This is a genomic window from Gordonia ajococcus, assembly GCF_012974285.1.
In the GTDB taxonomy this organism is placed as follows: domain Bacteria; phylum Actinomycetota; class Actinomycetes; order Mycobacteriales; family Mycobacteriaceae; genus Gordonia; species Gordonia amicalis.
Genome location: NZ_CP052884.1, coordinates 3,379,626 through 3,402,591 on the forward strand (window position 1 = coordinate 3,379,626; position 22,966 = coordinate 3,402,591).

At 67.7% G+C, this 22,966-nt stretch carries 20 protein-coding genes and 1 other RNA gene; 8 read left to right on the forward strand and 13 right to left on the reverse strand.

Annotated features, from left to right (window positions below; translation table 11 throughout):
* The first annotated feature begins 45 nt into the window (after window positions 1–45).
* Entirely contained in the window at window positions 46–789 is a 744-nt protein-coding gene (locus GAA2_RS15305) for a DUF4191 domain-containing protein (RefSeq protein ID WP_191834444.1), read from the forward strand.
* 90 nt (window positions 790–879) lie between these two features.
* Here GAA2_RS15305 and GAA2_RS15310 read toward each other — a convergent pair whose 3' ends face one another.
* Window positions 880–1,383: an RDD family protein gene (locus GAA2_RS15310; protein WP_006434937.1), complete on the reverse strand. Its 504-nt coding sequence runs from the start codon at window positions 1,381–1,383 to the stop codon at window positions 880–882.
* A gap of 113 nt (window positions 1,384–1,496) precedes the next feature.
* Window positions 1,497–2,516: an IS481 family transposase gene (locus GAA2_RS15315; protein WP_191834445.1), complete on the reverse strand. Its 1,020-nt coding sequence runs from the start codon at window positions 2,514–2,516 to the stop codon at window positions 1,497–1,499.
* A 326-nt stretch (window positions 2,517–2,842) separates the two neighbouring features.
* Between GAA2_RS15315 and glnA (GAA2_RS15320) the strand changes: the two genes are divergently transcribed.
* Both glnA (GAA2_RS15320) and GAA2_RS15325 read left to right on the forward strand, forming a co-directional pair.
* Window positions 2,843–4,276, forward strand: a complete 1,434-nt coding sequence (gene glnA / locus GAA2_RS15320; protein ID WP_006434936.1) for a type I glutamate--ammonia ligase — start codon at window positions 2,843–2,845, stop codon at window positions 4,274–4,276.
* A gap of 424 nt (window positions 4,277–4,700) precedes the next feature.
* Entirely contained in the window at window positions 4,701–4,886 is a 186-nt protein-coding gene (locus GAA2_RS15325) for a hypothetical protein (protein ID WP_006434935.1), read from the forward strand.
* A 19-nt stretch (window positions 4,887–4,905) separates the two neighbouring features.
* On the opposite strand, the gene GAA2_RS15330 is transcribed toward GAA2_RS15325, so the two are convergent.
* The 4 genes from GAA2_RS15330 to glnA (GAA2_RS15345) are packed head-to-tail and all read right to left on the reverse strand — an operon-like array spanning window position 4,906 to window position 10,956.
* Window positions 4,906–5,565, reverse strand: a complete 660-nt coding sequence (locus GAA2_RS15330; RefSeq protein ID WP_191834446.1) for a heme oxygenase (biliverdin-producing) — start codon at window positions 5,563–5,565, stop codon at window positions 4,906–4,908.
* Entirely contained in the window at window positions 5,562–6,512 is a 951-nt protein-coding gene (locus GAA2_RS15335; protein ID WP_191834447.1) for an endonuclease/exonuclease/phosphatase family protein, read from the reverse strand. Before GAA2_RS15335 ends, GAA2_RS15330 begins: the two co-directional genes overlap by 4 nt.
* A 25-nt stretch (window positions 6,513–6,537) precedes the next feature.
* Window positions 6,538–9,585, reverse strand: coding sequence for a bifunctional [glutamine synthetase] adenylyltransferase/[glutamine synthetase]-adenylyl-L-tyrosine phosphorylase (locus GAA2_RS15340; RefSeq protein ID WP_191834448.1), 3,048 nt, complete (start codon window positions 9,583–9,585; stop codon window positions 6,538–6,540).
* Window positions 9,586–9,615: 30 nt separating this feature from the next.
* Complete coding sequence (gene glnA / locus GAA2_RS15345; RefSeq protein WP_191834449.1) at window positions 9,616–10,956, reverse strand: type I glutamate--ammonia ligase; 1,341 nt, start codon at window positions 10,954–10,956, stop codon at window positions 9,616–9,618.
* A 328-nt stretch (window positions 10,957–11,284) separates the two neighbouring features.
* Here glnA (GAA2_RS15345) and panB point away from each other — a divergent pair, with 328 nt between their 5' ends.
* Genes panB through GAA2_RS15360 form a run of 3 tightly spaced genes read left to right on the forward strand, consistent with a single transcriptional unit; the run spans window position 11,285 to window position 14,682 of the window.
* A complete protein-coding gene (gene panB / locus GAA2_RS15350; RefSeq protein ID WP_006434930.1) occupies window positions 11,285–12,139 on the forward strand; it encodes a 3-methyl-2-oxobutanoate hydroxymethyltransferase in 855 nt (284 codons plus the stop codon).
* A 24-nt stretch (window positions 12,140–12,163) separates the two neighbouring features.
* Entirely contained in the window at window positions 12,164–13,129 is a 966-nt protein-coding gene (gene pip, locus GAA2_RS15355) for a prolyl aminopeptidase (protein ID WP_006434929.1), read from the forward strand.
* A 59-nt stretch (window positions 13,130–13,188) separates the two neighbouring features.
* Window positions 13,189–14,682 carry a CYTH and CHAD domain-containing protein gene (locus GAA2_RS15360; RefSeq protein WP_006434928.1) on the forward strand — a complete coding sequence of 498 codons (1,494 nt, stop codon included), beginning with the start codon at window positions 13,189–13,191 and terminating at the stop codon, window positions 14,680–14,682.
* 315 nt (window positions 14,683–14,997) lie between these two features.
* Here the strand turns inward: GAA2_RS15360 and GAA2_RS15365 are convergent, their stop codons facing one another.
* The 6 genes from GAA2_RS15365 to cobC all read right to left on the reverse strand — a co-directional run bounded on the left by GAA2_RS15365 (window position 14,998) and on the right by cobC (window position 20,675).
* Entirely contained in the window at window positions 14,998–16,416 is a 1,419-nt protein-coding gene (locus GAA2_RS15365) for an RNB domain-containing ribonuclease (protein ID WP_006434927.1), read from the reverse strand.
* A gap of 54 nt (window positions 16,417–16,470) precedes the next feature.
* Window positions 16,471–16,886, reverse strand: an RNA gene (gene rnpB, locus GAA2_RS15370) — RNase P RNA component class A.
* 63 nt (window positions 16,887–16,949) lie between these two features.
* Entirely contained in the window at window positions 16,950–17,630 is a 681-nt protein-coding gene (locus GAA2_RS15375) for a histidine phosphatase family protein (protein WP_006434926.1), read from the reverse strand.
* A 4-nt stretch (window positions 17,631–17,634) separates the two neighbouring features.
* Complete coding sequence (locus GAA2_RS15380; protein WP_006434925.1) at window positions 17,635–18,372, reverse strand: zinc ribbon domain-containing protein; 738 nt, start codon at window positions 18,370–18,372, stop codon at window positions 17,635–17,637.
* 91 nt (window positions 18,373–18,463) lie between these two features.
* Entirely contained in the window at window positions 18,464–19,603 is a 1,140-nt protein-coding gene (locus GAA2_RS15385) for a Nif3-like dinuclear metal center hexameric protein (RefSeq protein ID WP_006434924.1), read from the reverse strand.
* Window positions 19,581–20,675 carry an Rv2231c family pyridoxal phosphate-dependent protein CobC gene (cobC, locus tag GAA2_RS15390; protein ID WP_006434923.1) on the reverse strand — a complete coding sequence of 365 codons (1,095 nt, stop codon included), beginning with the start codon at window positions 20,673–20,675 and terminating at the stop codon, window positions 19,581–19,583. The genes GAA2_RS15385 and cobC overlap by 23 nt, the downstream gene beginning before the upstream one ends.
* Before the next feature lie 30 nt (window positions 20,676–20,705).
* On the opposite strand from cobC, the gene GAA2_RS15395 reads away from it, so the two are divergent.
* Together GAA2_RS15395 and GAA2_RS15400 are read left to right on the forward strand one after the other, a co-directional pair.
* On the forward strand, window positions 20,706–21,392 hold the full coding sequence (locus GAA2_RS15395) for an HAD-IA family hydrolase (RefSeq protein ID WP_174324702.1): 687 nt from the start codon (window positions 20,706–20,708) through the stop codon (window positions 21,390–21,392).
* Window positions 21,393–21,445: 53 nt separating this feature from the next.
* Complete coding sequence (locus GAA2_RS15400) at window positions 21,446–21,925, forward strand: low molecular weight protein-tyrosine-phosphatase (RefSeq protein ID WP_006434921.1); 480 nt, start codon at window positions 21,446–21,448, stop codon at window positions 21,923–21,925.
* 23 nt (window positions 21,926–21,948) lie between these two features.
* On the opposite strand, the gene GAA2_RS15405 is transcribed toward GAA2_RS15400, so the two are convergent.
* Window positions 21,949–22,953, reverse strand: coding sequence for a putative zinc-binding metallopeptidase (locus GAA2_RS15405; protein WP_006434920.1), 1,005 nt, complete (start codon window positions 22,951–22,953; stop codon window positions 21,949–21,951).
* Window positions 22,954–22,966: the final 13 nt, after the last annotated feature.

Sequence of the window (22,966 nt, forward strand, 5' to 3'; positions counted from 1 at the left end):
CGACCATGCGGCAGGTCGCCCGACGACCGGACGTAAACTGGCCATATGGCAAAGGCGCAGTCCGTGAGCAAGGAAGCAAAGGCCGCGAAGAAGCAGGCCCGCAAGGCTGCATCGAAGGAACGGCGCCAGCAGTTGTGGCAGGCGTTCCAGATGCAGCGCAAGGAAGACAAGCGACTCATCCCCTACATGGTGGGTGTGATCGTGCTGTCCATCGCGGTGTTCACGGCACTCGGCTTCCTGCTGGGCTCGCCGTGGCTGCTCATCCCGCTCGGCGTCGTGCTGGGCGTGCTGGGTGCGTTCATCCTGTTCGGCCGTCGTGTGCAGAAGAACGTCTACACCAAGGCCGAGGGCCAGCCCGGTGCCGCCGGATGGGCGCTGAGCAACATGCGCGGTCAGTGGCGCGTGGCCCAGGCCGTGTCGGGTACCTCGCACCTCGACGCCGTGCACCGCGTGATCGGCAAGCCGGGCGTGATCCTCGTCGGCGAGGGCTCCCCGACTCGCGTGAAGACGCTGTTGAACCAGGAGAAGAAGAAGGCCGCGCGCGTCGTCGGCGACACCCCGATCTACGAGATCATGGTCGGCAACGACGACGATCAGGTCCCGCTGTCGAAGCTGGAACGCCACCTCAACAAGCTGCCCAGCAACATCGACCGCAAGCGCATGGAGACCCTGGAGGGTCGTCTCGCCGCACTCAGCAGCAAGGCTCCCGGTCCCGGCATGCCGAAGGGCCCGCTGCCGGGCAACGCCAAGATGCGGAGCATGCAGCGCACCGCGCGTCGTCGCGGCTGAGCAACTGCGCAAACCCACCCTTTATGGAGAGATCCACCACCCGATCGGGTGGTGGATCTCTCCATTAGTGGTGGGTTTGCGGGGGCGGGCTCAGCGGGTGCGGAGGATCGCCGTCCCGGTCGCGCGATCGTGCAGAGCGCGACCGTTGTAGTCGTTGATCAGGGCCGGCACGAGGAACACCATCAGCAGCTGCCGGAAGAAGGCGCGCACGATGCCGACGGCGGCGGGGCTCTCCTTGCCGGTGGCCTCGGCGGTGTTCCGTTCGGGCCCGTAGTCGACGCGGGCCACGCGCATGCCGAGGACGTACTGGCCGGGGGTGAATCCGAAGAGTGACACCGCGAAGATGCCCATCACGAACCAGATGCCGAGCTGCGTGGTGCCCAGGATCGACGAATCGAAGCCGACGAACAGGATCGCGAGCCCGCCGGCGATCAGCCAGTCGACGAGCAACCCGGCGACCCGCGGCCATCCGGTGGCCAGCGACCCGGGTCCGCACGCGGGCAGACCGAGGTCCTGACCGCGGAAATCATTGTCGACGCCTTCGCCGGGACCGATCTGCGGTCCCGACAGCCAGGAACCGGTGACTCGTCCCATCGTGATGACTCCTCTCGCAACCGCGGCGTCATCGTCGACGACCGCGGCGTTCACTGGTGTCCATCGTAGTCGTGGGCGTCACCCCTTCGGTCTTCCCCGGTCGCCCCCGCGGGCTAGGTGTACTGACCCGCCAGGTTGGGTACGCGGTCGGCGGGTGAGTCGCCTCTGAGTGCGGTGTGGCCGCGTTCGTGATTGTAGATGCGCAGGAACTCGTCGAAGGCGGCCACGCGTTCGGTCTCGCTGTTGTAGGGGCGGGCGTAGGCCCATTCCTCTTGCAGTGTGCGGTTGAATCGTTCCACCTTGCCGTTGGTTTGCGGCCGGTACGGTCGTGTCCATTTGTGTTTGATCCCGTTGTCGGCCAATCGTTTCCGGAACATTCTGGACCGGTAACAGGACCCGTTGTCGGTCATCACCCGTGTGGTCGTGACGCCGATCGAGGCAAAGTGGGCCACGGCACGCGTCATGAACGCGGTCGCGGTTTCCTTCTTCTCATCAGCGAGGATCTCCGAATAGGCGTATCGGGAGTGATCATCGACGGCGTGGTGCAGGTAGGCGTATCCCAGGTTGGGGCGGCCATGCACGGTGCGGGGCCGGGACGGATCGCGATGGGCACTGGAATTGCGGCCGCCTCGGGCGCGGCCGTGCACGCGGTGCCCACCACCGTCGGGGATCCTGCCCAGCTTCTTGATGTCGACGTGGATCAAGTCCCCGGCAGCTTCGCGTTCATACCGGCGAACCTCACGTCGTCGTGCACGCACCGGTGCTCCGGTGGCCGGGTCGGTCCACGACAACCGCACACACTGGTACCGGGTGAGGATGCGGTGGACTGTGGACACGTTCAACCCCAGGTGGAACCCGATCCGAGCTGGTCCCCAACGGCGCGACACGCGTAACCCCACCACCCGGCGTTCCCGGCGACGGGTGGTGCGATGCGGGCATGAGCGGGGCCGGCTTGAGCGGTCAACCATCCCTGCGGGCCCGTGGTCGCGGTAGCGGTCGGCCCACCGTTTGGCCGTGGTCACCGAGACATTGAAACGGTCCGCGGCACGCCGCAGCGGCCACCCATCCTCGACAACACACCGAGCCAGACGCAGCCGGCCAGTCGGGGACAACGGTGAATTACGGTGAGACATGAAGACCTCCGGGTTGAGGAGCGGTTCTTAGACAGCTCCACACCTCACTCGGAGGTCTTCCCTATGTCACGCCGACTCGCCGAACCCCGTACCTAACGTCCCGGGTCAGTACAGCTAGGGTGGGATTCGCCGAGTGCGTTCTCCGAGGTATGAGCCGTGTGTCGCCAAGAACACCGGGTGTGTAACACGGGGGAAACACGGACTTGACGCCTGGGCAACTTCGCCTCCATACGGTTGCCGCTGAGATCCGCTGCTGTTTCTCGGCGGCGGATGTGTGTGGCGTGTCAGTACCACTGACCACCCGATCACGAAGGAGTCACCGCACGGTGTACAGCAGTAAAGAAGAACTACTCGAGGGCATCAAGAAGGAAGGTGTCGAGTACGTCGACATCCGATTCTGCGACCTGCCCGGTGTCATGCAGCACTTCTCGATCCCCGCTTCGGCGTTCGACGAGGACGTGTTCGAGGACGGTCTGGCATTCGACGGTTCGTCGGTGCGCGGCTTCCAGTCGATCAACGAGTCGGACATGATGCTGCTGCCCGACCCGGCCACCGCGCGGATCGACCCGTTCCGCAAGGCGAAGACGATGAACGTCAGCTTCTTCGTCCACGACCCGTTCACCCGCGAGGCCTACAGCCGCGACCCGCGTAACGTCGCGCGCAAGGCCGAGGACTACCTTGCCTCGACCGGCATCGCCGACACCTGCTTCTTCGGTGCCGAAGCCGAGTTCTACATCTTCGATTCGGTGTCCTTCGGTTCGGAGATGAACGGCACCTTCTACGAGATCGAGTCGGAGTCGGGCTGGTGGAACACCGCCTCGCCGAGCGATCCGGACGGCAGCCCCAACCTGGGCTACAAGGTCCGCCCCAAGGGTGGTTACTTCCCGGTTGCTCCGTACGACCACTACGTCGATCTGCGCGACGAGATGTCGACCAACCTGCAGAACTCGGGCTTCGAGCTCGAGCGCGGCCATCACGAGGTCGGTACCGCGGGCCAGGCGGAGATCAACTACAAGTTCAACACGCTGCTCCACGCGGCCGATGACGTGCAGCTGTTCAAGTACATCATCAAGAACACCGCATGGCAGAACGGCAAGTCGGTCACCTTCATGCCGAAGCCGCTCTTCGGTGACAACGGCTCGGGCATGCACGCCCACCAGTCGCTGTGGAAGGACGGCAAGCCGCTGTTCCACGACGAGGCCGGCTACGCTGGCCTGTCGGATCTGGCTCGCTACTACATCGGCGGCATCCTGCACCACGCGCCGTCGCTGCTGGCGTTCACCAACCCGACGGTCAACTCCTACAAGCGTCTGGTCCCGGGCTACGAGGCTCCGATCAACCTGGTCTACAGCCAGCGCAACCGTTCGGCCTGTGTGCGTATTCCGATCACCGGCAACAACCCGAAGGCCAAGCGCCTCGAGTTCCGTTGCCCGGACAGCTCGGGCAACCCGTACCTGGCGTTCGCGGCGATGATGATGGCCGGCCTGGACGGCATCAAGAACAAGATCGAGCCGCACGAGCCGGTCGACAAGGACCTCTACGAGCTCCCGCCGGAGGAAGCCAAGTCGATCCCGCAGGCCCCGACCTCGCTGTCTGCCGTCATCGACCGCCTCGAGGAGGACCACGAGTACCTCACCGCCGGTGGCGTCTTCACCGAGGACCTCATCGAGACCTGGATCGCGCTCAAGCGTGAGAACGAGATCGAGCCGGTGCAGATCCGTCCGCACCCGTACGAGTTCTCCCTGTACTACGACTGCTGAGCACTGCGACTGCTGAGTCGCTTCTTTCAGCACGACGCCCCGTCCGCGTTCTCGCGGGCGGGGCGTTCGTCGTTGATGAGCACGCCTCTGGCGACGACGCACCGGTCACGTCGCCAGAGATCTCGTCTCCGTGAGCACCGCTCAAGGGCAATGTGCCCTCCGAGGCCCCTCAGATGGACGAGATCTGCGCCCGGTCGGCGCCGAGAGGTTCCACCCACCCCGACGCCGAGGTTGCGCACCACCGGCCCGAGGAAGCGCCGGAGACGCCATCTCGTGTTTCGGGGACACAGACGTAGGGCAGACGATGACACGCGACCGCGTGAACGGCCTATTGCGAGCGCCTGGACAGCCGTAGATGTGATCTGTCACACAATTGGGACTTCTTGCTCTGCCAAGCCACACGGTCCGGCCTTAATTTGGTCGTATGACCAGAGATGTGTATGTCGAAGATCTTGTCCCCGGGGATCGCATCAGCCTCGAAGGCACCCCGCGCGTGGTTCGCACCACCAGCCGCCTCGACGACAATCAGTTGCGCATCGAGTTGGTCAAGGGCCGCGACGACCTCCACGAGGTCGTCCTGGACCGCACCGTCAAGCTCCAGGTCAACTAGAAGCCCTCAGCACCACCGCTCAGGCGGCGCTGGCGCCGTCGAGATCGCCGAAGACCGCTTGGTTGTGGCCGAAGGCGGCGATCGCCTCGTCGACGAGCCGTTCCACGGCAGCCGCGTCGAGGGGCAGGGCGTCGAGCCGCGCACGGTAGGCGTCCTTGTACCGCTTGAGTTTCTCGATGCCGTCGAAGGTGTAGAAGCTCAATCCCGATGGATCGACGCCGTAGTGCTCACGCATGCGGTGGGCCACCACCTGTCCTCCGCTCAGGTCGCCCAGATATCGCGTGTAATGGTGTGCCACAAAGCGAGCCGGGTCGTCTCGCGTGGCCTCGATGGCTTCGACGTACCGGGCGACCGACGGCAGCGGCGCACTCGACGCCGGGTCGATCCCGAACGACGCGAGATCGGCTCCGAGGCGCGGGAGCCGACGCAACTTGTCATCGATGACCGCCCCGGCGATCGGATCGTCGGCGAGATGGTCCCCGACCGCTTCGAGGGCCTCGTAGACGAAGTACAGCTGGACGGCCAGCCTCTGGTACTCACCGCTGTCGAGACGACCGGACATGAGGTCGTCGATGAACGGCGCGTGCTCGGCGGCGCGGTGCGCGGCGGCGGTGGCCTCGCGAAGGCGTTCGGAAATGCTGGGTCCCGGGGTGCCGGGATCGGAGATGCTGGCGCTCATGATGCCACCAGTGATACCACCAGAGCCCGATGATCGGAACCGGGCAGGTGATGACTGTCCATCGACGTGGCGACGAATCCGCGCAGGATGACCCGATCGATGGCGACGAGCGGACGGTTGCCGATCCGCTTGTCGGTGGGATACGTCGGCAGGAAACCCGCACCCGCCATGTCGGTGCCGTCGACGAGCCCGTTGCTCAGCAGTTTCCGGTAGGTCGCGTGGTTCCAGGTGGAGTTGTAGTCGCCGATGGCGAGCACCCGGCCCGACGGCAGCTGTGCGAAATGGTCGGCGAGGATGTCCATGTCGTGGAACCAGCCGTCCTTGTCCCCCCACAGCGGCGCGGCCGGGTGAATGGCCAGGACCTGCGTGCCCGGCGCTCCGGGCAGGTCGGTGCGCGCCTGCAGGTTGTGGAGGGTGGTGTCAGGGATGTTGAACTGATCCGACAAGGCCTGCTTGGTGAACAGCGCGGTGCCGGCCGCCTGCGGATACGGGATCGCGAACTCGTTCGGCAGCAGGCGCGCGATCTCACTGCCGCGAAGACGTTCCAGCGCTTCCGGGGTCACCTCCTGCAGGGAGACCATGTCGGGGTCCGCGTCGGCCACGATCTTCTCCAGGACGCCGATGTCGCCGCCGCCGAACAGCAGATTCACCGAGACGACGGTGAACTCCTCGCCCGCCGGCGCACTCGCCGGAATCACCAGCGGGACCTGGGTGTAGGCCAGCGCACCGGACACCGCGAGCGCGATCACCAGCATGAACCAGCGACGCAGCGCGGCGAAGATCGCGATGGCGACGAGGCCCGGGATGAGCGCGAACTGCACCCCGCTCGTCAGATACAGCGCGACGTTCCCGCGCGAGGGATAGAAGTGCAGCCACACCCCCAGCACCACGCCGGCCAGCATCGCCCAGCCGACGATGTACGCCGACACCCACAGAAATCTCTTCATCTGTCCCCCGTACAGCAGCAGGCGCCTATGCGCCGAAGACCTTGAGCACCACGGCCTTCGCCCGGCGCGTCACCCGCAGGTAGTTCTCCAGGAACTCCGACGCCTGGTCCTCCGGCCAGCCGGCCGCATACGCGATCTGGCGCAGTTGTTTGCCCGGACCCGGCAACTGGTCGACCGGCTTCCCCCGCACCAGCACCAAGGCGTTGCGCGCCTTGGTCGCGGTGATCCACGCATTCTTGAGCAGCGCCACGTCGTTCTCCGACAACAACTCCGCGGCACCGATCGCGTCGAGCGACTCGAGTGTCGAGGTGTTGTGGAGACTACGGTAGCGGTGGGCATAGCGCAGCTGGAGCAGCTGCACCGTCCACTCGATGTCGGCGAGCCCGCCGCGCCCCAGCTTGGTGTGGGTCGCCGGGTCGGCCCCGCGCGGCAACCTCTCGGCGTCGACGCGGGCCTTGATGCGCCGGATCTCCTTGACCGCCTCGTTGCTGACGCCGCCCGCCGGGTAGCGCACGTGATCGATCATGTGCAGGAAGTCGATACCCAGGGCCTCGTCGCCGGCGACCTGGTGAGCCCGCAGCAGCGCCTGCACCTCCCACGCCTGCGCCCAGTGCGCGTAGTAGGCCGAGTACGCGGCCAGCGTCCGCACAACCGGGCCGTTGCGTCCCTCCGGTCGCAGCCCGGTGTCGACCTCGAGCGGCGGGTCGGCGCTGGGGCTGCCGAGCGCGGAGCGGACGGTCTCGGCGACGGTCTGCGACCATCGCACGGCCTCGGATTCGTCGGCGTCGCGGTTCGGCTGGCACACGAACAGGACGTCGGCGTCCGAGCCGTAACCGAGTTCGCCGCCCCCGAGCCGCCCCATGCCGATCACCGCGATGCGTGCGGGGGCGGGCTTTCCGCGGTCTCGTTCGGAGACCTTGATCGCGACGGTGAGTGCGGCGTTGAGGACGGCGGCCCACACGCTCGACAGTGCAGCGCACACGGCCGGCACGTCCATCAGTCCGAGCACGTCTGCCGACGCCACGCGGACCAGTTCGGCACGACGATGCGAACGCGCAACGGCGACCGCACGTTTCATGTCCTGTTGTCGCACGGTCGAGGCGATGAGACCCTTGGCCACATCCTCGGGCCGGATGCCGCACAGCTTCGGACCGTCGGGCCCGTCGGAGTACTGGTGGATCACCTCCGGCGATCGCATCAGCATGTTCGCGATGAACTCCGAGGTGCCGAGCACCTTCATCAGCCGTTCGGCCACGACTCCGTCGTCACGGAGTAGACGGAGGAACCAGTCCTTGTCCTCGAGCGCCTCGCACAACCGGCGGTAGTTGAGCAGGCCGGCGTCGGGATCCGGCGTGTCACCGATGTGTTCGAGCAGCTGCGGCAGGATGAGCAGCTGGATCTGGCCGCGGCGCCCGGGTGCGTTCGACAGCGCCCGGATATGGCTGAGCGCGCGGTCGGGCATGGCGTAACCCAGTGCGGCCAAGCGCCTCTCGGCCGACGCGTCGCTCAGGGTCAGCTCGTCGGGCTTGAAGCGGGTGACCGCCTCGAGCAGCGGACGGTAGAAGAGCTTCTGGTGCAGGCGTCGCACGCGGAGGGACTGATGGCGGATCTGTTCGCGCAGCACGCCTGTCGCGTCGAGTTCACCCTCGCGGCGGATGTGGGCCGCCCGCGCGAGCCAGCGCAGAGCCTCGGTGTCGTCGGCCTCCGGGAGCAGGTGCGTCCGCTTCATCCGCTGCATCTGCAGCCGATGCTCGAGCAGCCTGAGGAACTGGTACGACGCGCTGAGATTCGCGCCGTCGTCGCGTCCGACGTAGCCGCCGGCGGTCAGCGCCGCCAGTGCGTCGACGGTCGGCATGACCCGCAGGTTCTCGTCGACGCGGCCGTGCACCATCTGCAGCAACTGCACCGCGAACTCGACATCGCGCAGACTTCCCTGTCCCAGTTTGAGATTGCGTTCGCGCTCCCCCTCCGGGACCAGCGACTCCACGCGGCGTCGCATCTTCTGCACCTCGGGCACGAAGTCCGGACGCTCGGCGGCCTTCCACACCATCGGCTTGACCGCCGCGATGTACTCGTTCGCCAGTTCCATGTCACCGGTCATCGCGCGGGACTTGAGCAGGGCCTGGAACTCCCAGGTCTTGGCCCACCGTTCGTAGTACGCGACATGGGATTCGAGCGTGCGGGTCAACGCGCCGGACTTGCCCTCCGGCCGCAGCGCGGCGTCGACCTCGAAGAAGGCCAGCGATCCGATCCGCATCATCTCCCCGGCGATGCGCGAGGAGGTGCCGTCGGCGGGGTTGCTGACGAAGATGACGTCCACGTCGCTCACGTAGTTCAGCTCGCGCGCACCGCATTTGCCCATCGCGATGACCGCGATCCGGACCGGGATGGGATCGTCGCCGCACACCTCGGCGAAGGCGACCGCCAGTGCCGCGGTCAGCGCGGCGTCGGCGAGGTCGGACAGGTAGGCACCGACCTCGGGCAGCCACATCACCGGTTCGTCCTCGACCGTGGAGGCGACGTCGTGTGCGGCGAGCTGCAGGATCAGGTTGCGGTATGCGATACGGAGCGCGACGACGGACTTCGGTCCGGTCAGTTTCGCGCGGTAGAGACGGTTGCCCTTCTCGACCTCGCCCGGTTCGGCCTCGGCCCCGACGGATTCGAGCATCCGCCGGTCGACCTCATCCCGGTCGGGCAACGCGTCGGCGAGCAGCAGTCGCCAGCTCGACGGCTCCGCGACGAGGTGATCGGCCAGGGCGTCGGAGGACCCGATGACGCCGAAGAGACGACCCCGGAACGACTTGTCGGTGCGCAGCGCCGCGTCGATCTCGGACCACTCGTCCTCGACGGCCCCGCGGAGGCGGACCAGTGTGCGCAGGGCCAGGTCGGCGTCGGGCGCCCGCGACAACGCCCACAGCACGTCGACGGATTCGGGCGTGTTCCAGCCGAGGTCGGCGAGATTCTGCGGCGCGGTGGTGTCGAGGAGCCCCAACCGTCCCGCACTGGGTACCGCGCTGCGGCCCGATCGTCGTGTCACATCACAAAAATAGCGGCACCGGCACGCAGACGTCATCGAGGTCCCGAACGGACCGCCGATCGGTCCTTACAGCGGCAGGTAGTTCTTCAGCTCGTACGGGGTGACCATGCTGCGATAGCCGGTCCACTCGGCCCACTTGTTGCGCAGGAAGTAGTCGAACACGTGCTCGCCGAGGGCCTCCGCGACCAGCTCCGAGTTCTCCATCTTCGTGAGTGCATCCGCGAGGCTGCCGGGCAGTTCCTGGTACCCCATCGCCCGGCGCTCGGCGGTCGTGAGGGCCCAGACGTCGTCCTCGGCCTCGTCGGGCAGTTCGTAGTCCTCCTCGATGCCCTTCAAGCCGGCGGCGAGCAGGACGGCGAAGGTCAGGTACGGATTGCAGGCCGAGTCCGGGCTGCGGACCTCGATGCGACGCGACGACGCCTTGTTGGGCGTGTACAGCGGCAGGCGGATGAGTGCAGACCGGTTGGCACCGCCCCAGGTCGCAGCGGTCGGCGCCTCACCGCCGTGGATCAGGCGCTTGTAGCTGTTGACCCACTGGTTGGTGACGGCGCTGATCTCCGACGCGTGGTGCAGGATGCCGGCGATGAACTTCTTGCCGGTGGCCGACAGCTGCATCGGGTCGTCGGGGTTGTGGAAGGCGTTGATGTCGCCCTCGAACAGGCTCATGTGCGTGTGCATCGCCGAGCCCGGATGCTCGCTGTACGGCTTGGGCATGAAGGTGGCCCACACGCCCTCGTTGATCGCGACCTCCTTGATGAGGTAGCGGAAGGTCATCACGTTGTCGGCCATCGACAAGGCGTCTGCGTAGCGGAGGTCGATCTCCTGCTGACCGGGTGCGCCCTCGTGGTGGGAGAACTCCACCGAGATGCCCATCGACTCCAGCGCCTCGATCGCATGACGACGGAAGTTGGGAGCGGAGTCGTGGACGGCCTGGTCGAAGTAGCCGCCGGAGTCGGCCGGCGTCGGCACCGACCCGTCGAGCGGTGCGTCCTTGAGAAGAAAGAACTCGATCTCGGGGTGCACGTAGCAGCTGAAGCCGAGGTCGGCCGCCTTGTTCAGTTGGCGACGCAGCACGTGACGCGAGTCGGCCCAGCTCGGGGTCCCGTCGGGCATCGCGATGTCGCAGAACATGCGAGCCGAGTGGTGCCGGCCGGCCGAGGTGGTCCACGGCAGGATCTGGAAGGTCGACGGGTCGGGCTTGGCGACCGTGTCGGCCTCCGACACGCGGGAGAAGCCCTCGATGGCCGAGCCGTCGAAGCCGATGCCCTCGGCGAAGGCGCCTTCGAGCTCGGCCGGCGCGATCGCCACGGACTTCAGATAACCGAGTACGTCGGTGAACCACAGTCGAACGAAACGGATGTCGCGCTCTTCGAGGGTCCGCAGCACGAATTCCTTTTGGCGATCCATGGTCGCCGACATTAGAAGTCGGCTGTTAAATCTGTGTTACACGCGCAAGACCAACTCGCTGTCCAGCGAGTTTGTCGGCGCCATCCCATCATCTGGGACAACAACCCGTAGGGCTGGGAAGCCCCCGAACAGCCCGGATGCCGAAGGACCGCGACGGCCGCTGCACAACGGTCCCTGCCCACCCCCAGCGGGGTGTGACCAATTGCATAACTCACGGCGGTTACACCACAAATCCGCGGTGACACAATGGCGCTTGTCCGTGTTCAACCCGGGTACCCGCCGCGCCTCTTCTGGCCAGCCGGGACTCGAGGCAGGAAAAGAGACGACGATGTCCGAAACCTCGGTCTATGGTGCTTCCACCGCAACCCCCGCCACCGACGCGCCCAAACGTCGTGTGACCCGCGTCCATCACCTCGCCCAGATGAAGTCCGAGGGCGAGAAGTGGTCGATGCTCACCGCCTACGACTACTCGACAGCCCGGATCTTCGACGCCGCCGGAATCCCGGTGCTGCTCGTCGGCGACTCGGCGGCCAACGTCGTCCTCGGCTACGACACCACCATCCCGGTCAGCGTCGACGAGATGATCCCGCTGATCCGCGCGGTCGTGCGCGGTGCGCCCCACGCCCTCGTCGTAGCCGACATGCCCTTCGGCAGCTACGAGATCGGGCCGCAGCACGCCCTCGAGAACGCCTTCCGGATCTTCAAGGAGACCGGCGCCCATGCGGTCAAGCTCGAGGGCGGTGAGCGCGTCGCCCCCCAGATCGCGGCACTGACCGCCGCCGGCATCCCGGTCATGGCGCACATCGGGTTCACCCCGCAGAGCGTCAACGGCCTCGGCGGCTTCCGCGTCCAGGGTCGCGGCGACGGCGCCGACCAGCTCATCGCCGACGCGATCGCGGTCCAGGAGGCCGGTGCCTTCGCCGTCGTGATGGAGATGGTGCCCGCCGAGTTGGCCGGACAGATCTCCCGCAAGCTGACCATCCCGACCGTGGGCATCGGCGCCGGCAACGAGACCGACGCCCAGGTCCTCGTGTGGCAGGACATGGCGGGCCTCACCCACGGCAAGACCGCGAGGTTCGTCAAGCGGTTCGCCGACGTCGGCTCCGAATTACGTTCGGCCGCCGAGCAGTACGCCGACGAGGTCCGTCGCGGCGTGTTCCCCGGCCCTGAGCACAGCTACTGAGCTTCGGCGCCTACGCTGGCGTCCATGCGTGACTTCTACCCGGAGATCGAGCCCTACGAGTCCGGTCACCTGGATGTCGGCGACGGCCAGCAGATCTACTGGGAGACCACGGGCAACCCGGAGGGAAAGCCCGTGGTCTTCGTGCACGGCGGTCCCGGCGGTGGGACCTCGCCGACCCAGCGACGCTTCTTCGATCCCGCGAAGTACCGGATCGTGCTGTTCGACCAGCGCGGTTGCGGACAGTCCCGCCCGCACATCGCCGACGGCGCGGATCTGAGCGTGAACACCACGCCCCACCTCATCGCCGACATGGAGAGGCTTCGTACCCATCTCGGCATCGACCGCTGGCAGGTCTTCGGCGGTTCCTGGGGGTCGACGCTGGGACTCGCCTACGCGCAGACGCATCCCGACCGGGTCACCGAACTCGTTCTGCGCGGCATCTTCCTGCTGCGCCGCAGCGAGATCGACTGGTACTACAACGGCGGCGCCGCGCACATCTTCCCCGACGTCTGGGAGACCTATCTCGAGCCGATCCCGGAGAACGAGCGCGACGGCGATCTGGTCGCCGCGTACCACCGTCTGCTGACCTCCGACGATGCCGCGGTCGCCCGGGCGGCGGCCCGCGCCTGGACCGGCTGGGAACAGGCCACCAGCTACCTCCTCCCCCGCTCCGAGGAGGAATCGGGCCAGAACCCCGATGACGCCCACCGCTTCGACCTCGCCTTCGCCTCGATCGAGAACCACTACTTCGTCAACCACGGCTTCCTCGACGACGGGCAGCTCCTCGACAACATCGACGTCATCGCGCACATCCCCGGCGTCATCGTCCAGGGTCGCTACGACGTCGTGTGCCCGATGCGCAGCGCCTGGGATCTCCACCGCGCCTGGCCGGCCGCCGACCTGCGCATCGTCGACGACGCGGGTCACGCGTCCTTCGAAGAAGGCATCCGCCATCACCTGCTGGAAGCGACCGACCGCTTCGCGGAATGATCGGCCGCCGCACCCGCGGCCACTAGACTCGACATCGTCGCAGGCATCAGGAGGAACAGGTGGCCGCATCCGAGCAGGTCGAGGTGGAACTCAAGTTCGACGTGGACCCCGGCCATGTGGCCCCGGATCTACGGGCGCTACCCGGAGTGGTGTCGGCGACGGCACCCGAGACGTTCTCGCTCGATGCCACCTATTTCGACACCGAGAACCTCGACCTCGCCGGCAACAGGATCACCATGCGACGCCGCACCGGCGGCACCGATCAGGGCTGGCATCTCAAGCGCCCCACCGACATCCCCGGAACACGTCGCGAACTCCACGTGGGTTTCGACGAGGCGCCGGCCGACGGTGACGTCCCGGAGGCACTGGTGACCCCGGTCCTCGCACTGACCCGCTGCCGGCCCCTCACGCCCGTCGCGGTCATCTCGACAACGCGCACGGTGACGCGCCTGCTCGGCGTCGACGACGAGCCGCTCGCCGAACTCGCCGAGGATCTGGTGACCACCCAGTCCCTGCTGCCGGGCGGGCACTCCCAGCAGTGGGCCGAATGGGAGTTCGAACTCCTCTCCGGCGGCACCGGCAAGCTGTTGAAGGCCGCCGACAAGGTCCTGCGCGCCGGTGGCGGCCGCTCGTCGTCGAGCGCGTCGAAGCTGGCCCGCGCGATCGGTTCGACGCCGACCGTCCACAAACCCCGGTTGTCCAAGCGCCCCACTGCGCTCGAACTCGTGATCACCGACATCGCGATGCACCGAAACAGCCTGATCGCCTACGACCCGCTCGTCCGCGAGGACGCGGAGGACGCCGTCCACCAGATGCGGGTGTCGTGCCGTCGCCTGCGCAGCGTGTTGTCGGGATACCCTACGGTTCTCGACGCCGAACGCACCGCCCACATCGGTGCCGAACTCAAGCTGCTGGCCCGAATCCTCGGTGATGCACGGGATTCCGAGGTCCAGCTCGAACTCGACCAGTCCCTGCTGCGCGGCGAGAACGCCTCGCCCGAGCTGCTCGCCGCCCTTGCGGGTGCCGAGACCCGAACCCACGATCGCGCGATCCGGGCGGCGCACGCGGCGATGTCGTCGAAGCGCTACTTCACGCTCCTCGACTCCGTCGACGCCCTCCTCGCCTCTCCCCCGCCGGGACCCGACGCGGAACTCCCCGCAACCGACGTCGTCGACAAGGCGATCGCGAAGAGCCGCAAGCACATCCGCAAGGCCCAGGCCGAACTCGCCGGCCTCACCGAAGGCTCGGACGAGTGGCAGGAACAGCTGCACACGATCCGTAAACGCGCAAAGCGGTTGCGCTACAGCATCGATGCGACCGAGCCGCTGAACAAAAAGAAGTACCGCGCGATCGGCGCGGTCGCCAAGAAGATCCAGTCCGCCCTCGGCGACCACAACGACATCCGCATCAACCGCGCCCAGCTCGCCACGATCGTCGAGGACGGAAAGCTCAGCGCCGCCGACATGTTCATCGTCGGCCGTCTCGACGCGCGCCTCGAAGCCGCGTCCGACCGCGCCGTCGCCGAGTACCGCAAGGCCGCCAAGGACCTGTGACAACCGGCGACGTCGGGCGGGTATCGGGTGACCTCGATACGCGGCGTCCTCGCTTCGCTCGGTCGGCGCTACTCGGCCAGCAGTACGGACCCCACAGCTGGATGAACCGACCCCACCTGCTGCCGGTTGAGCCGGCCCCACCGGCAGGTTGAGCCGGTTCCAGCTGCCGGTTGAGCCGGTCACGAGCGCAGCGAGTAACCGTGTCGAAACCACCCGGTGACCCGGCCCCACTGCCGGTTGAGCCGGTCACGAGCGCAGCGAGTAACCGTGTCGAAACCACCCGGTGACCCGGCGTCGAAACGAAGTCGCAGCGCCCTACGCCGGCCGGAACCTGACCGTCCTCGTCACCTCGTCCGCGGTCACCAGCTCGACCTCGAGTCGGGTTCCCGGACGCAGATCACCTTCGCAACCCGCGACGACGGGCGGATCGGCGATGAAGATCTGGGCCGGCTTGCGCTCGGTGGCCGCCGACATCACCACCGCGTCGAAGCGTTCCCCGACGCGGCCGCCCAGGATGACCGCCTCGGCGAGGTCGATGGCCGCCCGGTCGGCCGTGGAGCCGAGGGTGTCGGCCGAGCGCAGGATCTTCGGGAGGGTCGGCAGGGCACGCGTCACCCAGTCGGGCACGTCGTCGCCGGTGGTGACGGCGAGGCACACCTCGGTGGCGAACCGGTCACCCAGCCGACGCAGGGGTGCGGTGACGTGGGCGTAGACGCCCGCGATCGCGCCGTGCCGCTTCTTGTCGTCCGGGATCGCGCGCGCCTCGTCGGTGCCGTCGAGTGCGAGATAGTTGGCGCCGCGCATGAGACCACTCGCGGCCGACTGGAGGGCCAAGGTGCTCGTCCGGTTGCCGGGCAGTCCGGCCAGGAACCAGCCCACCGCCAGCCCCTCGGGCCATTCGACGCCCAGCGCTCGGGCGGCAGCGCGCAGGTCCTCGACCGCGTCGGGGTCGGCCGGCGGCAACGTCCGCAACAATCCGACACCGGCCTCGGCCATGATCGAGCCGGCGCACATCCCGGCGAGCAGGGAGAGCTGCGAGTTCCACATGTCCGCCGGGGTGTGGGGCTGCAGGTCCAACCGCCATCCCGCGTCGGTACGTGACACCCGCTGGTCCGGCAGATCCAGTTCGACGGCGCCGCGGTCGAGCGCCACCTTCTGCCGGAGCTCGCCGAAAGCCGGCAACGCCGCGATCGACGGATGCAACCGTCCGGCCTCGGCATCCGCGCTGACACCGGCGTAGTCGAAGCGCGCCACGGATCGAATTCGCGATCGCCGAACCCGCACATCGATGACAGTGCCGTCCCCCGCCACCCGGATCGTCCACAGCACGCACGGCCGAACCTGTTCGGGCAGAAGCGATCCGATCCCCTCGGACAGTTCCCGCGGATGCAGTGGCACGGAGCCGTCCGGGAAGTACACGGTGGTCCCGCGGCGTCGGCTCTCCTGGTCGAGCGCGCCTTCGGGGATCACGAGTGCCGCGACGTCGGCGATGGCGTAGTCCACGACGAACCCGTCCCCGTCGGCGACGAGATGGACGGCCTGGTCGAGGTCCCGCGACGTCGGCGGGTCGATGGTGACGAACGGGACGCCGGTGTGGTCCTCGCGGGTGTCGGCGAACCGGTCGACGGCCTCCCGCGCCTCGGCGAGCGCATCGTCGCCGTATGACTCGTCCACCCCGAGTTGATCGCGGATTCCGGCGAAGTCGATGTCGGGGGCGAAGAGGAAGCGTGTCACGTGTCGAACCCTAGCGCGCGGATCCCCCGGTGAACCGAAACCGCGGGCCGAAGGCGAACGAGTCGGCGCGTAAGCCGGATCCTGTACCCGCGAGGTCTCTCGACCATCGCGGGCGGCGACCATCCATCTGGGCACACCGTCGCCGGGTACCTCGAGCGGCCCACCCGCGGGCTGGGGCGAGCAGCCCTCGTAACACCCGCGCACGCGCACCGTGAAGTGCGCGCTTCGGCCTTGCTCCGGGTGGGGTTTACCGAGCCGACGCGGTCACCCGCGCCGCTGGTGCGCTCTTACCGCACCGTTTCACCCTTACCGGCCTCGCGGCCGGCGGACTGTTCTCTGTGGCACTGTCCCGCGGGTCACCCCGGGTTGCCGTTAGCAACCACCCTGCTCTGTGGAGTCCGGACTTTCCTCGGTGCGCGGCGTGGCGGTCTTCCGCCCGTTCCGCTCACCGCGGCCGCCCGGCCGACTCGTTCGCGAACCCAGGATACGGCAGCCCCGGCACAGCTCTTCATCCGATGGCGCAGAGCGCCCCGTCAGTGCCAGTGCGCGGCGTCGTTGACGAGCCGGACCACGGAACCGCCGTCGGGGAAGAACTCCGCGATCGAGACCGACGCCAGGTCGAGGTGGAGCCGGAACAGCAACTCAGGTCCGACGCCCAGCGCCTCCCGCAGCATCAGCTTGATCGGGGTCACGTGCGAGACGAGCACGATCGTCTGTCCCGGATAACGCTGCAGCAGATCGTCTTTCGTTTCGGACACCCGCTCGGCGACCTGCGCGAAGCTCTCGCCACCCGGCGCGGGCACGGTGATGTCCGACAGCCACTTGCGGTGGATCTCGGGGTGCCGTTCGGCGGCCTCGACGAAGGTCAGGCCCTCCCATTCGCCGAAGTCGTTCTCGATGAGTCCGGGATGTTCGACGATATCGACCCCGGTCACCGCGGCGACCTCCTCCGCAGTGGCGCGGGCGCGGCGCAGCGGCGAGGTCACGATCGCCGAGATGTCCTTTTCACGCATGACCCGCTGGGCCGCCGCACGTGCCTGGCGCCGACCTTCCGGGGTCAGCTCGGGGTTGCCGCGCCCGGAGTACCGGCGTTCCACCGACAACGCGGTCTGGCCGTGCCGCAACAGGATGAATCTCGTCGGCGAACTCAGCTGCCCCTGCCAGGACGGCGATTTCCGGCCCGGCGTCGACACGCGCTCGGAACCCGCGCTCAAGGCGTCAGATCCCCGATTCGGCGGTGCGCACCAGGATCGCGCCGCATTCCTCACAGCGGATGACCTCGTCGGACAGTGCCGCGCTGATCGAGGCGATGGTGCCCCGGTCGAGTTCCATCCGGCAGGCGCCGCATCGACGTGCACGCAGGAGCCCCGCACCGATCCGACCGTTGGCACGCTGCTTGTCGTAGACGGCCAGCAGGTCGGAGTCGATCTCCGCGGCGAGCGAGTCCCGCTTCTCACGGACACGGGCCAGGTCCTCGTCGATGGTCGCGAGCGACTTGTCGCGGCGGGTCCGCGCGTCGGCGACCTTCTCCTCGAGGTGGGAGATCGTCGCAGCGGCGCGGCTGCGTTCGGCCTCGACGGCCTCCTGCTGCTCCATCAGCGTCAGCAGTTCGTCCTCGAGCACCGCGCGGCGGCGTCCGAGCCCGGCGAGTTCGTGCTGCAGTTCCGACAGCGCCTTGGGTGCCAACCCGCCGGCGGTCAGAAGCTTGGAGTCCTTGGCCTCACGGTTGGTCATCCCGGTCACCTCGGACTCGATGCGGCGATACTCGCGGCTCAGGTCCTCGGCGGAGATCTCCGCACGCACCAGATCGTCGCGGGCAGCATCGATTGCCTTGTCCTGCTCGGCGATCTCGGTGTCCTCGGGCAAGTTCTTGCGGCGATGCTCGAGTCGGTTGATCTCGGCATCGGAGTCCGCGAGATCGAGCAGCAGTCGCTGCACACCGGCGTCGACTTTCATTGCGGCCTCCTGTCTCTGAAGTCCCCCTACCGTACGCGGGTGGTCCCGGCGTTCCGGCGGCGGATGGGCTTTGGTCGGCGTTCCCCCGGGGTCAGCCGAAGCTGTGCAGCCCGAAGGGGTCGGTCGGTGTGTCGAACACCGTCACCGGCACGTGGAATTCCTTGCCGAGCAGTTCCGCGACCTGGGCGCACCACGGGAACTCGGTGGCCCAGTGGCCCGCGTCGACGAGGGCCGGCCCACCGTCGCGCAGACTCTCGTCGGCCGGATGGTGCCGCAGGTCGCCGGTCACGTAGACGTCGACGCCGAGCCCGCGGACACGACCGAGAAGTGAATCGCCCGCACCGCCGCACACCGCGACCGTGCGCACGAGCGCATCCGGATCGCCGGCCGCCCGGATGCCCGACGGGGCGCGCAGTGCCCGCGCGACTACCGCGGTGAAGTCGCGCAATGTCATCGGCTCGGTGAGCGAACCGACCCGACCCAGGCCCAGGTCGCTGCCGAGGTCGGCGAGCTCGAAGACGTCGAACGCCGGTTCCTCGTACGGGTGCGCGTTGCGCAGTGCCCGCAGCACGGATCCGCGGATGGATCGCGCGGCGACCATCTCCACCCGCGCCTCGTCGACGTGGGTTCTGGTGCCGATCTCGCCGATCGTCGGCGTCGCCTCCTCCTGCGCCTCGAACTGGCCCGTGCCCACGACCGTCCACGAGCAGTCGCGGTAGTCGCCGATCGCACCCGCGCCGGCGGCGAACATCGCCTCACTGACCTGTTCGACGTTGCCCTCGGGCACCATCACCACCCATTTGTCAAGGGGTGCAGCAGATCTGGGCTCGATGGGCACGGTGTCGACCACACCGAGCAGGTCGGCGAGTGCGTCGGACACGCCCGGCCGCGCCCGGTCGGCGTTGGTGTGGGCCGACAGCAACGCGATGCCGTGGCGGATCAGGCGGTGCACGATGCGGCCCTTGGGGGTGTCGGCGGCCACCGACGTGACCCCGCGCATCAGCAGCGGGTGATGCGCGATCACCAGGTCCGCCTTCTCGGCCACGGCCGCGTCGACCACGGCGTCCGTCACGTCGACGCACGCCAGCACCCGACGCACCGGTTCGGAGCGGTCGCCGCACACGAGCCCCACCGCATCCCAGGACTCGGCGAGCGCCGGCGGATACGCGCGTTCGACGACGTCGACCATGTCGCCGACGGTGATGCCCTCAGATGTCGACTCGGTTCCCATCCCTCATCTCCTCTCGTACCTGCTCGATCGCTGCGGTCAACGCACGGACCTGCTCGACCGGACGTACCGCGAGCCGCAGATGGTCGTCGCCGAGTCCGACGAAGTTGGCGCAACTGCGCACCGCGAACCCGTGATCGACGAGACGCCGTTTGACGTCCGTCGCCCGTGGCACCTCGACGAGGACGAACGGCGCGGCCGGTTCCGCCACGACGACGAGCCCGATCCGGGTCAGTTCGTCGACCATCTCGGCGCGTTCGGCCGCGACCCGGCGGGCCTGGTCCGAGCAGTAGCGATGCCCCTCGTCGCCGAGGCACGCGGTCAGCGCGGCCAGAGCCGGTGTGGACAGCGCCCACGGCCGACGTCCCGCACGCAGGCGCGCGACGACCTCCGGTGCGGCAAGCAGGTATCCGGCGCGTAACCCGGCCAGACCGAAAGTCTTTGTCACACTCCGGATCACGATGAGATCCGACCAGTCGGACGAGGCCAGCGACTGTGGTTCGAGGGTGCCGTCCACGCCGAGAGTGAGGTCGGCGAACGCCTCGTCGACGACGATGATGCGTCCCGGACGACGCAGCGCCCTGATCGCTTCCCGCGGGTGCAGCACCGACGTCGGGTTGGTGGGGTTACCCAGGATCACCAGGTCGGCGGTGTCGGGTACGTCCGCCCGGTCGAGCCGCCACGGCTCGTCGAGTGTCACCTGGGTGATGGGCACCGCGGCGGCACGCAGCGCGAGTTCCGGTTCGGTGAACGACGGCTGGATGAGGGCGGCATGGCGCACGCCCAGTCGCGGCAGCATCTCGAAGCCGTCGGCCGCGCCGGACAACAGCAACACCTCGTCGGGTGACCGCCCGTGGGCGGCGGCGATGGCGTCGACCGCGCGCCGCTCGTCGTCGTGGCCGGGGTACCGGGCCAGATCGCCGAGACCGCGCATGATGGCGTCGAGGACGAAAGGTGGTGGCGTGCCGCGGACATTGACCGCGAAGTCCACCAGCCCGGGCGCCGCGTCCTGATCGCCGTGCCGGTCCGGGTCGGACAGGTCGGATGTGGATGCCACGCCATACCCAGCTGTCATGCCTACTGACCTTACGTGCACGATGGACGCGTGTTGACGCCGCCAGATCCCCGCCATCCCGACACCGTGCTGCTCGTCGATCTCGACGGCACCATCACCGACAGCTTTGCGGGTATCGCCAACAGCTTCCGGCACGCCCTCGCCGCCGTCGGCGCGTCCGAGCCCGGTCCCGAGGTCGTCGCGGGCATCGTCGGGCCGCCGATGCTCGACACCCTCAACAGTCTGGGGCTCGCACCCGCGGTCGCCGACGAGGCGATGCGCGCCTACCGGGAGCGCTACACCGAGATCGGCTGGCGGGAGAACTCGGTGTACGACGGGATGGCCGACGTCCTGGCCGATCTCGCCGCGTCGGGGCGCACGATGGCGATCGCGACGTCGAAGAACCAGACCACCGCGCGCAAGATTCTCGAGCACTTCGGCCTGGCCGACCATTTCAAGTACATCGCCGGCGCCAGCGACGACGGTTCGCGCCGCCACAAGTCCGATGTCATCGCTCATGCGGTCACGGAGCTGGGACTTCCCGTGGATGCCGACACCGGTCACGTGACCGCACCGGTGGTGATGATCGGCGATCGCAGCCACGATGTGCACGGCGCAGCGGCGTTCGGCATCTCAGCGATCCTGGTCAGATGGGGTTATTCTCTGCACGGGGAGGAACAGGGCGCAGCCTGGACGGTTGATTCCACAGCCGAATTGCGCGACGTCCTGGGTATGTGACCGACGCCCTGGACCACCGAGCGCGTCGGCACGTCGAGCTGAGGTGGGCACCAGTGGCTGAAGAACTACACGTCTGTTTCGTGTGTACGGGCAACATCTGCCGGTCACCGATGGCGCAGAACATCTTCCGGACGGCTCTGGACGACGCCGGACTGGGCGGCAAGGTACGCGTCACCAGTTGCGGGACAACCGGTTTCCACGTCGGCGAACCGGCCGACAACCGCGCCCGCACCGAGTTGCTGGCCCACGGCTACTCCGACGCGCACGTGGCGGCGCTGCTCGGACCCGAACACTTCGACGCCGATCTCTTCCTGGCGATGGACGACGGCCACTTCCGGGAACTCGAACGCAAGCGGCTCGGTGACCGGACGCGACTGCTGCGATCGTTCGATCCGTCGGCACCCGCCGACGACCTCGCCCTCCTCGACCCCTATTACGGCGGCACCGAGGACTTCGTCGCCACCCGCGAGCAGATCGAGAGCGCCGTCCCCGGACTGATCGACTGGGTGCGCCTGCAGCTGGGCGTGGACTGACGCCACGCCCAGCGCGACCGGTCTCATCCGACCGGCGCCACCAGGTTGTGCACGAAGCGGATCTTCTCGAGCACCGGCGCCGGGAGCACGAACGGGTAGAGGTCCGGGTGACCCATCGACCGGTTGATCTGGTTGAGCGCCCACGTCAGCGGTAGCCACTCGCCGATGATCCGATCGAAGCCGACGTCGCCGGGCGGCACACTGTCCAGCGTCGTACCCGACGGTGCCATCGCGAATGCGGCGGCGGTGTCGAGGGTGTCGCGGATGTGCAGGTAGTGCGCGAAGGTCTCGGCGAAGTCCTCGGCCGGGTGCATCGTGGCGTAGGAGGAGACGAAGTTCTTCCGCCATCCTTCGGGCGCACCCTCCTTGTAGTGACGGTCCAGGGCGGCCTGATAGTCGTCGCCGGGGTTGCCGAACAGCTCCTCGAAGCCGGGCCGGCGGTCGTCGGTGATGAGCACGAGCTGGTAGTAGTGACCGATCTCATGCCGGAAGTGTCCGAGAACCGTGCGGTACGGCTCGTCCAGCTCGACGCGCATCTGTTCGCGGTGGACGTCGTCGCCCTCGGCGAGGTCGAGGGTGATGACCCCGTTGGCGTGACCGGTGATGACGTTCTGCCGAGCGCTGGACAGGAGGTCGAAGGCGAGTCCCGTGTCGGGATTCTCGTCACGGTCCTCGATCGGCAGTCCCAGTTCGGCGAGTTCGAGGACGAGCCGCCGTTTCGCGGTCTCGGCCTGGCCGAACGCGACGAGCGCGTCCGGATCGTCGTCACCCGGACGGGTGCGCGTCAGCCGGCAGGACTGGCACAGCTCCGGATTACCCGTCCACTTCACCAGCCAGTTGCACTGCGCCACCTTGATGTTCGCGCACCGTTCGATGAGGACACCGTCGACCTGGGCACGCCCCTTGTCGTCGAGCACTTGGATGGAGCGGGACTCGAGCCAGAACCCGAGCGCACTCTTGCAGTTCAGGCAGAGACTGTTTTCGAAGGAGAGACGCTGGCCGCAGTTCAAGCAGATGAAGTCTCGCATTTCGATCACGCTA